Origin of the sequence: Pseudoalteromonas piscicida, assembly GCF_002208135.1 — a bacterium.
In the GTDB taxonomy this organism is placed as follows: domain Bacteria; phylum Pseudomonadota; class Gammaproteobacteria; order Enterobacterales; family Alteromonadaceae; genus Pseudoalteromonas; species Pseudoalteromonas piscicida_A.
The window spans coordinates 538227-552606 of record NZ_CP021647.1; the positions used below are offsets into that span (position 1 = coordinate 538227).

A 14380-nucleotide genomic window follows, 5' to 3' on the forward strand; every position below is an offset into this window, starting at 1 on the left:
TCAAATTCGACAATGTAGATGAAACCAATCAAAGTGGCGATTTGTCACTATCCTCATGCGATGAAATCAGCTGTATATGGTCTAGAAGAGTTGTTTTCTCTGGCAGATAGAATTTGTATCGAAGAGTCACAGAGTACCCGCTTTACAACCCATGTTGTTACCTTCAGTAGTGCTGTAAAGGGGGATTACAATATTGTGTTATTGCCGCCGAGTGTTAGTTCTGATTATTACCTTAAACCTGAACCTCAATTACTTGCGTGGTTAACTCAGCAGCACCAACAAGGTGCAGTTATCGCCTCTGCCTGTGCGGGAACATTTATATTGGCAGCGTCAGGGCTAAGTCATCAGCGCTTGCTTACCACGCATTGGGGGTTGAGTGAAGCATTTAAACAGCGCTTTCCTAACCAGCCTACCGATACGCGTAAAATTTTAATCGATCACAATGATATTATGTCGGCTGGCGGCATGATGTCTTGGCTTGATCTAGGATTAGAGCTAGTCAAAAAATATAGCAGTCATTTAGTCATGCGTAAGTTAGGTAAAACGCTAGTGGTGGATACAGCCCCAAGGGAGCAAAGCTACTATCATCAATTTCAGCCAAACTTTCAACATGGCGATGATGCTGTGCTGCACGCTCAGCAATACATTAACACCCATTATGGTCACAATATTTCAATTACAGAACTGGCTGATATCGCCCTACTTACCCAAAGAACCTTACAGCGACGTTTTGTTAAGGTGCTCGGACTCAATCCAAATCAATATCTACAACGGTTTCGAGTGCAGAAAATGTGTGATTTATTAGAAAGCACGAGCAAGCCATTTGATTGGATTGCGCACCAGGTAGGATACGAGGATACGACAGCCTGCCGTAAGGTGTTTAATAAGTGTATGGGCTTAACGCCAAACGAGTTTCGAAAACGTTTCTAGTTAACCTGAACCTGGGATAACAACTTGTTCTCTAGCAGCTGTTATCCCTTACTACCGCGTTAAATTTGCTTGCAATAGGCCAGCTATTGACGCACAAATTTGCCTTGTATTAAGAAATAACTTCTGGCTAGAGTGATATTACACTTTTGAGCTTAGGTATTTTAGTTTAATAACTAACTTCTCATCCCGAATTCAGGTTAGTTATTAAAACTTGACTTAGAGTAAAAAATATTTGACTTGTAATTGGTCAAAGTTTACGCTTTCAATGTAAAAAATACTTAACCTTGAGTAAAGTGAGGGTAACATGGAAAGCAGCAATAAGATTAAAGCGTTTTTAGACTCGTTGAGTTTCCGTGACTTAACGATTGCGATAGAGTTTTTGGTAACAGGTTATATCTTGTATTTTTATTTAGGCGAAATAACTGCGGCTACAGAGCAGTTACGTCAAGATCCGAGCTGGGTATCAGGATTGTTGCTCAAGGTGATTGTTATTTCTATCGTGACATCGATTGCAGGCCAGCTACTACTGAGCTTTGTTAGCGATAAAGATATGGATAAGCCGTTAGATGAGCGTGAAAAGTTGATTGCGCTATCAGGGTGCAAACCTGCTTACTGGGTGTTGCAAGTTGGTGTGTGTATCTCTATTTTCCAGTATTCTGCTGAAGCGCAAAATTGGCCGCAAGCGCTGCCGTTTGAATTACCGTTTGCACCACTTCATATTTTAGTGATTGCATTCTTACTAGCTGAATTGGTGGGTTATGGAACGCAGCTAGTCAAAGCCCGTTTGGGAGCTGTGTATGGCTGATTTACCCATAAAAAACAAAATCAGAATGCTACGCTTTATGAGCGGTGAAATGACACAAAAAGAGCTTGCTGAGCGAGTGGGTGTCACGAGACAAACGATTATGGCCATCGAGGCTGCAAAGTACTCACCTTCGCTTGAAGTGGCATTCAAAATAGCGCATGTATTTAATGTCTCTGTTGAAGAGGTATTCGAATATCAGCCATTAGGTGCCAAAACAAACGTGATGTAAAGGGGTTTACGTCACGCTTTTTTGTTCCTGTGAGCATAGATGCGTTTTTTGATTTAAATAGTTTAATAATTAGGCATTGTAATCTAGGCTTTAGGTAAATATATTGTTACTACTAAAGATAGTGCCTTTGTAATGAACTGAGTCGTCATTCTATAAGGCCGATTGTCACAGACTTACTCACGAGGTGTCATGGTTAAGCAGTACGTATCAATGATTAACTTGATTGGCACGGCTATATTGGTGTGGGGCTTGGTAACTGCCCCTGCCAGTGCAAGCGAATGCAGTAAAACGGTGAATATCGGCGTTGTTGCTGATTGGCCGCCATTAACTGTATTTGATAAGCTTGGCCCTTGGGGGTTAGACGTAGACATTGCTGAGATGGTGTTTCAGCATGTTGCTGTGTGTACCACGTATATTCGCCTCCCTTCCAGCGCTCGTACTTTTGAAGAAATGTCAAAAGGGGTGATCGATGTAGCTGTTATGGTCAGCTATACTAAAGAGAGAGAAGCATACGGAGATTTCTCTCTGCCCTACCGTTTTGAACGTATGCGATTATTTTCTTTATCACCTCCTACAGGGCTCCCTGATTTGGCTTCATTACTAAAGCAATCGAAAACCATAGGGTTAAGCATTGGATCTTACTATGGAGAGGAGCTTGGTAAGCTTAAACAAGATCCCCGCTATAAAGATCAGTTTGTGAGTATTGCCAGTGCGCAGCGGCGGGTTGAAATGTTAATGAAAGCGCGCGTTGATTTTATTGTGGATGATATGATCACGGGAAACTATTTTATCAAAGAGCGAGGTCTTGATGCTGCGCAGGCTTGGCCTTATGTGGTGCATGATAACCAAGTACACTTTTTGTTACGTAAAAAGGTTTTTAGTGCGAGGCTAAAAAGTAAAATTGATGAGGCGATTGTAGCGCTTAAACCTAAGATTGAATTGTTAGTGGCGAGTTATCAGTCAAACGCTTCTTTTGGGGTTTCAACTGTCCCAGATAGGTTTCCTAGTTACCAACCGTTACCGCTTTCAAATCCTAACTAGCAAGGATGTTTAGTCTTACTCAGTTCCCTCATTTGATTCGATTTTGATTGTTTTATAGCCAAACCAAACTTAGTCAAATTGTCACATCAAAACGGTAAATTATCGCAAATACCTGCAAAATCTCAGATTTTTTAAAATTTTTTAAGGTTTTTTGTAATCCTTTAAAACCTCTTAGCTATCATGGGATTAACCTAGGTACAAACGTCAAAAATTTGGCTTTTTACAAAAAGTCAACCTTGAAGTCTCATCCTTATCACCCTAGTATTTATTTTAATTGAACGGTCAATTAATAAAAAGCTATGCCAAAAGTCGGAATGGAACCTGTTCGTCGTCAGCAGCTAATTGACGCCACTTTAGAGTCAGTTGCTGAGTTAGGATTACAAGCAACCACGATTAATAGTATCAGTAAAAGAGCCGGTCTTTCATCGGGGATCATCAGTCACTATTTTGGTGGTAAGCAAGGCTTGATTGAAGCAACCGTGCGCTATCTATTAAATAACTTGAAATACAGTTTGTTAGATAAGACCTGTGAAGGTTGTAGTGCTGAGCAGCGACTCATGTATATCGTCGAAGCTAACTTTGCCATGGTGCAGCAGCAGTCAAATACGACGCGTACTTGGTTGAGCTTCTGGGCGCAGTCTATGCACGATGACGAGCTACACCGACTGCAGCGCGTTAACAGCCGCCGTTTGCAGAGTAACTTAGCGACTTCGTTTGCTGCTTTTATGTCGCGAGCACAAGCAAAAGAAGCGGCTGAGCTTGCCGCCGGTATGATTGATGGGCTCTGGCTTAGAGCCGTATTAAGCAAAGCTGACCATCATGCGTTTCATCACAGTGAAACGCTCGCAAAACGCTACATTCAATCACTTATTAAGCAGTTTGGAGGATAATGTGACAGTCCCTGTATATCAAAATTTTATTCATGGCCAGTTCTTGGCAAATCACTCAGGCGAAAAGTTTGCAGTAAAAAATCCAGCAACGGATGAAGTGATCTACGAGGTAGAGGTTGCTGACAGTCATGTTCAGCAAGCTGCGATTGAAAGTGCCAAAGCGGGCTTTGCGTTATGGTCAGCGATGGCGCCAATTGAGCGTAGTCGTGTTTTACATAAAGCAGTATCTCTGCTACGCGAGCGTAACGATGAGCTTGCCAAGATTGAAGTGTTAGATACAGGCAAACCTTGGCAAGAGGCGGAATGTGTAGACATACAAACAGGCGCTGATGTGATTGAATATTTTGCAGGGTTGGCTCCCGCTCAAGTTGGCACTCAGCAGCCTGTGGGAGGGGACTTTTTCTATACCCGTAAAGAACCCCTGGGGATTTGTGCTGGCATTGGCGCGTGGAATTATCCACTGCAAATTGCGTGTTGGAAATCAGGCCCTGCACTTGCCGCTGGTAACGCCCTCATTTTTAAGCCATCGGAAGAAACACCACTAGGCGCGATTAAGCTGGCCGAAATCTTTATTGAAGCCGGTGTCCCAGCGGGCGTATTCAATGTGGTACAAGGTGCCGCTGAGGTGGGCCAATGGCTTACTACCAGCCCTGATATTGAAAAAGTATCGTTCACCGGTGAAGTGGGTACTGGCAAAAAAGTAATGCAAAGTGCAGCAAGCAATTTAAAAGAAGTGACGATGGAGCTAGGCGGCAAATCACCACTTATCGTCTTTGAAGACGCTGATATCTCTCAAGCCATAAGTGCCGCGATGTTGGGCAACTTCTACACTCAAGGTGAAGTGTGTACCAACTGCACACGCGTATTTGTACAGCGTAAGGTTTACGACGCCTTTTTGGCTGAGTTAAAGCAGCGAACCGAACAAAATATCATCGCGGGCGATCCGCTCGATCCAAACGTAAATCTTGGCGCCCTAATCTCAAAGCAGCATCACACACTGGTGATGGATTACATTGCAAAAGGTAAAGCTGAAGGCGCAACCGTACTGACCGGTGGTGAGGCACTTAGCCCTGAAACGGCGCCAAACGGCTACTTTGTCGCACCGACCGTATTTATCGACTGTCATGATGACATGACCATAGTGAAAGAAGAGATCTTTGGCCCAGTGATGTCGATATTGGTATTCGATGACGAAGAAGAAGTCATTCAGCGTGCAAACAACACCCACTTAGGTTTGGCTGCAGGTGTGTTTAGTAAAGATATTCAGCGTGCTCACCGTGTCATCCACCAGCTAGAGGCTGGTATTTGTTGGATCAATAGTTATGGTAATTCACCCGCTGAAATGCCTGTTGGAGGCTATAAGCAATCGGGCATTGGCCGCGAAAATGGCATCGAGACGCTAGATCAATATACCCAGACTAAGTCTGTGTATGTTGGTATGAGCGATATTGAAAGTCCATTTTAATTGAGGAGTATGATGACTGATTTTGATTATATTATTGTAGGTGCAGGTTCTGCAGGTTGTGTGCTTGCAAACCGCCTATCGGAAAATCCTGCACACAAAGTGCTACTACTCGAAACCGGTGGTAGTGATAAGAGTATTTTTATTCAGATGCCAACTGCGCTGTCTATTCCAATGAATACCGATAAATACGCCTGGCAGTTCCATACTGAGCCCGAGCCGCACTTAGACAATCGCGTTATGCATTGCCCTCGCGGCAAGGTACTTGGTGGTTCATCGTCAATCAATGGCATGGTGTACGTTCGAGGTCATGCTAAAGACTTTGACGAGTGGCAAGACAGTGGTGCACAAGGTTGGGATTATCAGTCTTGTTTGCCTTACTTCAAGCGCGCTGAATCTTGGTATTTAGGTGGCGACGAGTACCGTGGTGAGCAAGGTCCACTTGGCACCAATAATGGTAATGAAATGGCAAACCCGCTCTATCGTGCGTTTATTAGCGCCGGTGAGCAAGCGGGTTATGCGTTTACCAAAGACTATAACGGTGAGCAGCAAGAAGGCTTTGGGCCAATGCATATGACCGTAAAAGGTGGTAAACGTTGCTCTTCTAGCCGAGCCTATTTAGACCCCATTAAACATCGCAGTAACCTCACCATAGTCACGGGTGCCTTGGTACAAAAAGTACTATTAGATGGCAAAACCACGACAGGCGTTGAGTACAGTGTGAAAGGGAGCCTGAAAAAAGCGAATGCAGCGAAGGAAGTGATTCTGAGTGCAGGCTCAGTTGGTTCACCACATTTATTACAGTTATCTGGCATTGGTGATACAGAGGCTTTAAACGCGGCGGGCGTTGAAGTGAAACATCATTTACCTGGGGTTGGCAAAAACCTTCAAGATCACTTGGAGTTTTATTTCCAATACAAGTGTAAGCAGCCCATCACCTTGAATGGCAAGTTGGGGTTAATTTCTAAAGGTTTGATCGGTGCAAGATGGTTGCTTGATAAGTCAGGTCTTGGCGCGACCAATCACTTTGAATCTTGTGCCTTTATTCGTTCGAAAGCGGGCGTTGAGTGGCCAGATCTTCAGTACCACTTTTTACCTGCGGCCATTCGCTACGATGGTAAAAGTGCCTTTGATGGTCATGGGTTCCAAGTTCATGTCGGCCACAATAAACCAAAGAGCCGTGGTGAAGTAACGATTAAGTCAGCAGATCCAACGGTGGCGCCTAAAATACAGTTTAATTACCTAGCTGAACAAGAAGACATTGAAGGCTTTAGAGCTTGTGTCAGGTTGACTCGTGAAATCATTGAGCAAAGTGCGTTTGATGACTTTAGACAGAGCGAGATCCAACCAGGTGAGCATATCCAAACCGATGAAGAAATTGATGCCTTTGTACGTCAAGCGGTAGAAAGTGCTTATCACCCTTCTTGTTCATGCAAAATGGGAGAGGATGAAATGGCGGTTGTAGACTCGCAAACCCGTGTGCACGGTGTAAAGGGGCTACGCGTTGTGGATTCATCTATCTTCCCAACCATTCCAAATGGCAACCTCAATGCGCCGACTATTATGGTCGCAGAAAAAGCAGCGGATATGATTTTAGGCAATTCGCCACTTGCCGCTGAGGGAGCAAACGTTGCTATGACACAAAACTGGCAACAGGTTCAACGTAGTTCGGAGATCTAGTTTCGCCACTCGTATGGGAAAGTTCGTGCCCCATATGAGACCTGCAGTGGCACGCAGTGCAAATCGTTTGCACTGCGTTAATGCGGGAATAATGTAAATAAAAACAACGGAGAAAAAATGAGTTACTTCTATCAATTTTGGGAGGGTGACAATGACAGTATGGCTTAGTGCAGGCATCATTTTCACTCTATTGGCAATTGCCTTTATCTTATTGAAGTGGGGGAATTTACAGTGCGTTGGTGTTACACCGGTTAAAACGTTCACTTTTATTGCAATCTTATTTACTTCTGGCCTAGATGTTGGCCTGATCATGTTTCCGCTTACGGAGTTTGCGGGTTACGCAGACATAAAAGCAAGCCCAGAGTATGCATTTACTAATCCGCTGGCCATAGAGTTTGGTTTTTGGGGGTTTTTAATCTGGGGGTTTTACTTTCTTACGTGCTTTTATTTCTGCGTAATAGAGCCCAAAGTGAAATTCTTTGAAATTCCTTGGGTTAAATTCATTAATAATCTGGTTATTATCGGCACTTGTGCGTTTACCGCATTCTTATTGTTGTCTAATTTGCCTTGGTATTTACCCAGTTTAGGTGACGGTGAGTCGATTATTCCTAGTTTCTATCTGGTTGTGTTTGCGGCGATTGCTTTTGCTGTTTATTCAAGCACTAGCCTGAAGTACGTGCGCTTTTTAAGCATTACAACGACTTGGGTCTTTATCGGTTTAATCGCCTTTATGTGGGCATCTGCGTTTGTCTTTGGTGACAGTGCTATGTCGAGCTATACCACTAACTTGGCGTTGATCGGTGGATATTTTGCCAATATTGATCAGTTTGTGTTGCCACTTAATGACTATCACGAATTTTATCTGTTTTGGTGGTTCGCGTGGAGCATCATGATTGGGCAATTCACATCGCGTTTTGTTGGTGGCTTGAAAACTTATCAAGTGCTAGCGGCGATGTTGATTTTCCCGTCTATTCCAATCGCAGCTTGGTTTAGTGTGCTTTATCACTACCATGAGGCTGGGATCCCAACTGCGGGTATTAAAAACTTTGCAATGGTCTTTGTTGGCGTGGTGTTTGTAATTAACTCACTCGACTCTTTGATCCGCCTATATACAGACAACCTTAACCTCACGGTTAGCCGTTTAGGAAAAAGAAACTATATTTTATTTAATATCGTGGCGTTATCACTGCTTACGCTGTTATTTAAACTAAACTTTTTACAGATCCAATGGGTTGGTGCGTTAGTCATAGGCTTGTTCTTCTCGTGTTTTGGTTACATCGCTTATAGCAAGTACAAAACCGTGAGCAAGATTGATAGCTCGCCAAAAGACAACCTTATCGACTTTAGCAAAATTGAATCAGTAAACTAGGGATACAACTACATGACAACTTTAAAGAAAACACTTTTCGCACTCCCACTTGTACTGGCGTCTAACTATGCGGCGGCTGACTGGTCTGCAACGCTTACGGGGGCATCTGATTATACCTTTAACGGTGTGAGTCAAACGCAGGACGACCCTGCCCTGCAAGGCAGCATCGATAAAGCCTTTGCTAATGGCATATATGCTGGGAGCTGGGCGTCTAATGTCGATTTTGGTGGTGACACCGATTTAGAGTGGGATTTCTATGTTGGTCGTTATGTTGAACTGAACCAAAGCTGGAGCCTTGACTATGGTATTGCTTACTATTCTTATCATGGTGGTGACAACTCAAGTGACGGTAATTATCCAGAGATCTATACTAAGTTTGGTTACGCGAGTGAGTTTGGCCAAACTGAGTTTAATTTTTGGTACAGCTGGGATTATTTCGGTACCGAAGCGGGTCACACTATTGCGATGGTAGCGCATACTGTTGAAATTGCCGAAGGTCATGCACTACGAGCAAGCTTTGATATCTCCAATTCATTGGATGGCGATAAATATACATGGGATGGTAACGATAAATCTTACAATCACTATCGCCTTGCTTACCAAACGGCATTTAAAGGCTTTGATATTGAAGTGGCGGCTGAAAATACGAGCTTAGATTGGGATACGGCGGATGAACGTATCGTACTTTCTGTGTCGAGAACATTTGATTTGTAACTCGTATTAAGATGTGATGATTGTAATACCAGCCAAACCTAGGCTGGTATTTTTTTGCCTACAAGGCACAATGATTCAGTATTGTTATAAGGATGATGATTATGAATCTTAACCAAGTTACCCTGCCCGTTGATGATATGGATGCAGCTTGTCAATTCTATCGAACGCTAGGCTTTACTCAAATTGTTGATACACCGCACTATGCTCGATTTGAATGCCCTGAAGGTAATGCAACCTTCTCCTTGTCGTTAGAAACGCCTCCCATCAATAATGGTGCGGTTATTTACTTCGAGCATGAACAGTTAGATGAGTGGGTCACTGAGCTTGAGGCCCAGGGTATCGTATTTGAGCAACTTCCGACAGAGCAGCGCTATCTGTGGCGAGAAGCCATACTGTTTGACCCTGCAGGGAACAAGATCAAATTGTACTGGGCAGGTGAAAATCGACTGACTCCTCCTTGGCGTGTAGAACTTAAAGGATGTTAGTAAATTCATTCTTGTTTATTTAATGTTAAATTTTGTTTTACAAACATTGTTAAATTGTGTAACTTTAATGGTGACTGTACAACTGGGTAAGAAGTCCGAGTGGAGTCGCTTAAGTTAGGGGATTTTTCACCAATCGCCTGATGGATTGTTTTGAAAGATTGAGAACGACGTATTGAACATTTCTACAGATCAAGTTGTACCATTCTCCCAATTTGCCGTTACCAGATAAACGGATGTGCTGTTGCGGCAAATTATTTCTCTATCCTTGACTAATTGCTAGACCCTAGTTTCAAGCTTATGAACTTTCTAAAAGATATTCCAGCTGATGTAACCGAAGAAATTTTTGAAACGGTGCTGTCTCATCCAAATATTCGTATTGAACGGATAGTATCAAACGGGCATACCTCGCCAAGCTCTGGATATTATGACCAAGATGAAAATGAATGGGTACTGGTATTAAAGGGCTGTGGTGAGTTGACTTTTGAGGACGGTAAAATAGTAACCTTAAAGGCGGGTGATAGTCTTAATATTCCCGCACACCAAAAGCATAAAGTAAGTTATACAGACACTTCTGAGCCAACTATATGGCTCGCCATCTTTTATTAACTACCAAAGTTCAACTGAGCGAAGCTTAAATAAAACTAAAGTCGCCAACAAACACTTGGTTGTCGTTGGAAACTTGGGTAAACCACTCTTTTAGGCTTTCAATCGCAGCGGTTGTTTTTGCTGCAACGGTGTCGCGGTGCGGCGTCACTGCATAAACGCTATATTTTTGTAATGACCAGTCTGAACATAGTCGTTTTAGCCTCCCCGATGAGAGATGATGCCTAATTTCGGGTTCAGGTAATACCCCATAGCCAATGCCATCTAGAGTGAGCTGAATGCAAGCCTGCATATTATTCACCATAAAGCGCGCTGTTGGCAACGCCACTTGTTGATGGGTTTGTTGGTGGCTCAAATGGTAAGGGTTTTGTTTACTACTCGAATGACCAATCAAGGCGTGAGGCGCTAAGCTGTCTGGGTGCGATATATTGAGTTGTGTCAGTGGATGATGGCAACTGACACAGGGAATAAGTTGCCAGTCAGCAAGGTGACGGGCGATAAGGTTTGAGTCCTGTAAAGGGCCTATACAGATAGCTAAGTCGACGCCCTCAGTAATGATGTCAATTGATTCGTCGGTCAGGATCAAATCGACTTTTATTTGTGGAAACTGCTCACTCAAGTAGCGCAGTGGTTTACTGAGTAGCCCGCCTCCAAACCCGATGGGGGCAGATATCTTCAATATGCCAGATGGCGTATGTTGTAATAACTCGAGTTCATGCTCCGCTTGCTCTGCGGTTTGCAGTATTTGTATCGCGGATTTGTAATAGATAGAGCCCGCTTCGGTGAGCGTGAGGTTACGAGTATTTCGATTAAATAAACTTAGGCCTATGTCTTGCTCTAATTTGCTGATCTGCTGGCTGACGGCCGAGGTGGTCATATGCAATAAGTCAGCGGCTTTACTCATACTGCCAGCTTCTACCGTTTTTGCGAACACTTTAAGTCCGCGAGTCAATTTCTGATTCATTGTTAAGACCTGCTTAAAATACCTTTAAGAAAAACCGCATTGCTCCAAAATACGCAATCATCATAACATTACAAATGAAAATAATTGTTATTTATCTTGTATTCTATCATGGAGGTTTCTCGATGTTGATGGTCTGTCGTAGTTTGGCGCCACTCTCTTTAGCTGTTGCCGCGGCCCTGCCTTTTTCCTCACTTGCACAAAGTGATGCAAAATCAGAAATAAAAGAAGAGGTGGAAGTGATCGTCGTATCCGCTTCTGGATTTGAGCAACTGCTAAAAAATGCGCCGGCATCTGTTAGCGTTATCAATCAAGAAGCGCTACAGCAGCGCTTTTATCGAGACCTTACCGATGCTATGACAGATGTTCCCGGAGTTGTAGTAACTGGAGGCGGAGACAGGGAAGATATTAGCCTTCGCGGCATGGGCAGTCAGTACACGCTTATCTTAGTCGACGGGCAAAGACAAAGTTCGCGTGAGACTCGGCCAAATAGTGACGGCCCTGGTGTTGAAGGTGCATGGACGCCTCCTGTTGCTGCCATCGAACGTATCGAAGTTGTGCGCGGGCCTATGTCTTCGCTGTATGGCTCTGATGCAATTGGCGGCGTGATTAACATTATCACTAAAAAAACGCCTGACGAGTGGCATGGAGAAGTCAGAGTTGACGCAACCAGCCAAGAAAACAGTCGCTCAGGTGATATTTATCAGGCAAATTTCTTTGCTGCAGGCTCGCTGATCAAAGATACCTTAGGGGTACAAATTTACGGCCAAACTACGCACAGAGACGAAGACGAAATCGTGTCTGGCTTTAGAGGTCGCGATGCCGATACGCTGAAGGTAAAACTGGCCTATACACCATCAGATGAACACGAATGGTTATTGGATTATGGTATTGCTTCACAAAAGCTTGATGCAACGCTAGGTAAAACGGTGGCAACGCTTGCGCCAGGTGAGCCGTGCGGCCGTCGAGGCTGTCCTGAGTCCACCACAACCGAATACGATAGCGAGTCAATTTCTTTGACGCATAACGGTTATTGGTCATTTGGTAGTTCTCGTAGTTACTTAAAACATGAAGAGTTTGACAATAAATCCCGTGAGATGACGGTTAAAAACGTAGATTTCCAGTCTCTTTGGACGTTACCGCTTGGTGAGTCTCATACTAGCTCAATCGGTGTCGCTTATCTCAATGAAGACTTGACCGACAAAACCAGTAACCGCATTAGTGATTTGCAGCAAGTTGACAACGATCAGTGGTCGGTATTTGCTGAGGATGAGTGGCGCATCGTTGAGCCATTCGCCCTAACTATGGGCCTACGCTATGACAAAGACGGTAACTTTGGCGGCCACGTTAGTCCGCGTTTATACGGTGTTTATACAGCATCAGACGCGGTGACGGTTAAAGGTGGGATCTCAACCGGCTTTAGAGCGCCGAACTTGCGTCAAAGCACGGCGGCGTGGGGCCAAGTGAGTCGTGGTGGCAATATTTATGGTAATCCAGACTTAAGCCCTGAAACCTCAATTAATTACGAGGTAGGCGTATACGTTGAGCTTGCTAAAGGGATCAGCACCTCAGCAACGGTATTCTATAACGAGTTTGACGATAAAATTTCACGGGTTTCGTGTCCTCTCACTCAATGCACGGACGGCCCTAATGAGTTTGGCTCGTTACCGACAACCTATGTCAACGTTGATGAAGCCGTAACCCAAGGGGGTGAAATTAGCTTCTCGGGTCAATTGACTGAAAAACTGAAGCTTAGCGCAAACTATACCTACACAGATTCGGAGCAAAAAACCGGAGTGTATGCTGGTAGCCCGTTAAACCAGTTACCTAAACATCTGTTCCAAACGTCGCTTAATTATCAGTATTCGGATGAGCTAAACACGTGGTTACGCTTCCATTATCGTGGTGAAGAAAGCCAGCCTGTAACAGGGCCTTCGCAAAGTAGCTTAGTCGCACCTTCGTATAACCTAACTGATTTAGGTGCAAATTATCAGCTGAACGAAGCAATTAAGCTTGGATTTGGGATTTACAACCTCTTCGATGAAGAAATTACTGAAGCAGAATACGGCTACTTTGAAGATGGTCGTCGCTATTGGGTTTCATTGGCGTGGAGCTTTTAATGACACGAGCTCGCTCAGCGGCTAAGTCGTCGAGTCGGCGACTTAAAAAGCTGTTTGATTGGCGTACTTGGCATTGGATGAGTTCTGCCGTGTGTTTGGTGGGAATGCTGCTGTTTGCCGTGACGGGGATCACCTTAAATCATGCAAGCCAGATAGAAGCTGCGCCTACCACATATGGTAAAGAAGCGGTGCTGCCAAGCGCTCTGTTGACCCAGCTTAACGCGGCGGCAGAGCAAACAGCGCTGCCACACAGCTTTCAATCTTGGTATCAGTCACACACAGGCTCGGCGTTACCTGCACTACAGCATGTGCAGTGGAGCGAGTACGAATTGTATGTTGCGCTGCCAAGAGCTGGTGGCGATGGCTGGTTTAGCATCGCCCTTGATAGCGGTGAGTTTTATCAAGAGATCACGGATCGTGGTTGGGTATCATACCTTAATGATCTTCACAAAGGACGTAATACAGGATTTGCATGGCGTATGTTTATTGATGTGTTTTCAGTAGCTTGTGTGGTGTTTTCACTCACAGGGTTATGGCTTTTATACAAGCATTCTCGAGGAAGAAAGTCGACTTGGCCGCTCGTCGCAGCAAGTTTTGTATTACCTGTTTTAGTGCTGATGGTACCCGCGCACGCTAAAGCTGATGAAGTTGAAATCACGATCCCGCGCTTAAACGTTGCGGAATATCACCCTCCTTATGTAGCAGTATGGCTGGCGGACAGCAAACAACAGCGAGTTGCCGATATTGCCGTTTGGTATGACGTTAATATGGCGAATAAAGAAGGTGAAAAGTGGCTAAAAGACTTACGTCTTTGGTGGCGTAGAAGCGGCCGTAGCCTATCCATGCCTATAGACGGCGTGACTGGTGCTACAAGGCGTCCTGGTACGGCAAAGATTGATTTAACCCCTTGGCGCGATGAGTTTAAAGCCTTACCTGCGGGTGAATACACGCTGTTTGTAGAGGCTGCTCGTGAGCTTGGAGGTCGTGAAGTATTGAAACTGCCGGTGACTTTACCTATCACTGCGCCTGTCACTGTGATTGCAGAAGGTAAATCTGAACTCGCTACAACAATTTTAACAATGGAGCCTTAA

14 protein-coding genes are annotated in these 14380 nt (G+C 44.3%); 13 read left to right on the forward strand and 1 reads right to left on the reverse strand.

The genetic code is table 11. The features are described 5' to 3' along the window. Positions 1-18: 18 nt before the first annotated feature. From B1L02_RS20825 to B1L02_RS20875, 11 genes are all read left to right on the forward strand, one after another. Positions 19-930, forward strand: a complete 912-nt coding sequence (locus B1L02_RS20825) for a GlxA family transcriptional regulator (protein ID WP_088532676.1) — start codon at positions 19-21, stop codon at positions 928-930. A gap of 304 nt (positions 931-1234) precedes the next feature. Beyond that, a complete protein-coding gene (locus B1L02_RS20830; RefSeq protein ID WP_088532677.1) occupies positions 1235-1735 on the forward strand; it encodes a hypothetical protein in 501 nt (166 codons plus the stop codon). Then, a complete protein-coding gene (locus B1L02_RS20835) occupies positions 1728-1964 on the forward strand; it encodes a helix-turn-helix transcriptional regulator (RefSeq protein ID WP_088532678.1) in 237 nt (78 codons plus the stop codon). Before B1L02_RS20830 ends, B1L02_RS20835 begins: the two co-directional genes overlap by 8 nt. Positions 1965-2153: 189 nt before the next feature. Further along, the gene (locus B1L02_RS20840) at positions 2154-3005 is read left to right on the forward strand and encodes a substrate-binding periplasmic protein (protein ID WP_088532679.1); all 852 of its coding nucleotides are present in this window, start codon (positions 2154-2156) and stop codon (positions 3003-3005) included. 299 nt (positions 3006-3304) lie between these two features. After that, positions 3305-3895: a transcriptional regulator BetI gene (gene betI / locus B1L02_RS20845; RefSeq protein ID WP_088532680.1), complete on the forward strand. Its 591-nt coding sequence runs from the start codon at positions 3305-3307 to the stop codon at positions 3893-3895. A 1-nt stretch (position 3896) separates the two neighbouring features. After that, positions 3897-5360, forward strand: coding sequence for a betaine-aldehyde dehydrogenase (gene betB, locus B1L02_RS20850; RefSeq protein ID WP_088532681.1), 1464 nt, complete (start codon positions 3897-3899; stop codon positions 5358-5360). 9 nt (positions 5361-5369) lie between these two features. Beyond that, complete coding sequence (betA, locus tag B1L02_RS20855) at positions 5370-7037, forward strand: choline dehydrogenase (protein WP_174694589.1); 1668 nt, start codon at positions 5370-5372, stop codon at positions 7035-7037. 151 nt (positions 7038-7188) lie between these two features. After that, positions 7189-8406 (forward strand): choline transporter, encoded by a 1218-nt coding sequence (locus B1L02_RS20860; protein ID WP_088532683.1) that lies wholly within the window; start codon positions 7189-7191, stop codon positions 8404-8406. A 12-nt stretch (positions 8407-8418) separates the two neighbouring features. Continuing rightward, entirely contained in the window at positions 8419-9120 is a 702-nt protein-coding gene (locus B1L02_RS20865) for a TorF family putative porin (protein ID WP_088532684.1), read from the forward strand. A gap of 101 nt (positions 9121-9221) precedes the next feature. After that, entirely contained in the window at positions 9222-9605 is a 384-nt protein-coding gene (locus tag B1L02_RS20870) for a VOC family protein (protein ID WP_088532685.1), read from the forward strand. A gap of 297 nt (positions 9606-9902) precedes the next feature. Beyond that, on the forward strand, positions 9903-10211 hold the full coding sequence (locus B1L02_RS20875; RefSeq protein ID WP_088532686.1) for a cupin domain-containing protein: 309 nt from the start codon (positions 9903-9905) through the stop codon (positions 10209-10211). A gap of 25 nt (positions 10212-10236) precedes the next feature. Here B1L02_RS20875 and B1L02_RS20880 read toward each other — a convergent pair whose 3' ends face one another. Then, positions 10237-11172 carry a LysR family transcriptional regulator gene (locus B1L02_RS20880; protein ID WP_088532687.1) on the reverse strand — a complete coding sequence of 312 codons (936 nt, stop codon included), beginning with the start codon at positions 11170-11172 and terminating at the stop codon, positions 10237-10239. Between the two features lie 122 nt (positions 11173-11294). Between B1L02_RS20880 and B1L02_RS20885 the strand changes: the two genes are divergently transcribed. After that, a complete protein-coding gene (locus B1L02_RS20885) occupies positions 11295-13289 on the forward strand; it encodes a ligand-gated channel protein (protein ID WP_088532688.1) in 1995 nt (664 codons plus the stop codon). After that, complete coding sequence (locus B1L02_RS20890; RefSeq protein WP_088532689.1) at positions 13289-14380, forward strand: PepSY-associated TM helix domain-containing protein; 1092 nt, start codon at positions 13289-13291, stop codon at positions 14378-14380. Before B1L02_RS20885 ends, B1L02_RS20890 begins: the two co-directional genes overlap by 1 nt.

Bases quoted from the DNA above. Each gene is read 5' to 3' on its own strand.
- B1L02_RS20825 (WP_088532676.1), top strand. From the start codon at position 19: ATGAAACCAATCAAAGTGGCGATTTGTCACTATCCTCATGCGATGAAA.
- B1L02_RS20830 (WP_088532677.1), top strand. From the start codon at position 1,235: ATGGAAAGCAGCAATAAGATTAAAGCGTTTTTAGACTCGTTGAGTTTC.
- B1L02_RS20835 (WP_088532678.1), top strand. From the start codon at position 1,728: ATGGCTGATTTACCCATAAAAAACAAAATCAGAATGCTACGCTTTATG.
- B1L02_RS20840 (WP_088532679.1), top strand. From the start codon at position 2,154: ATGGTTAAGCAGTACGTATCAATGATTAACTTGATTGGCACGGCTATA.
- betI (WP_088532680.1), top strand. From the start codon at position 3,305: ATGCCAAAAGTCGGAATGGAACCTGTTCGTCGTCAGCAGCTAATTGAC.
- betA (WP_174694589.1), top strand. From the start codon at position 5,370: ATGATGACTGATTTTGATTATATTATTGTAGGTGCAGGTTCTGCAGGT.
- B1L02_RS20860 (WP_088532683.1), top strand. From the start codon at position 7,189: ATGACAGTATGGCTTAGTGCAGGCATCATTTTCACTCTATTGGCAATT.
- B1L02_RS20865 (WP_088532684.1), top strand. From the start codon at position 8,419: ATGACAACTTTAAAGAAAACACTTTTCGCACTCCCACTTGTACTGGCG.
- B1L02_RS20870 (WP_088532685.1), top strand. From the start codon at position 9,222: ATGAATCTTAACCAAGTTACCCTGCCCGTTGATGATATGGATGCAGCT.
- B1L02_RS20875 (WP_088532686.1), top strand. From the start codon at position 9,903: ATGAACTTTCTAAAAGATATTCCAGCTGATGTAACCGAAGAAATTTTT.
- B1L02_RS20880 (WP_088532687.1), bottom strand. From the start codon at position 11,172: ATGAATCAGAAATTGACTCGCGGACTTAAAGTGTTCGCAAAAACGGTA.
- B1L02_RS20885 (WP_088532688.1), top strand. From the start codon at position 11,295: ATGTTGATGGTCTGTCGTAGTTTGGCGCCACTCTCTTTAGCTGTTGCC.
- B1L02_RS20890 (WP_088532689.1), top strand. From the start codon at position 13,289: ATGACACGAGCTCGCTCAGCGGCTAAGTCGTCGAGTCGGCGACTTAAA.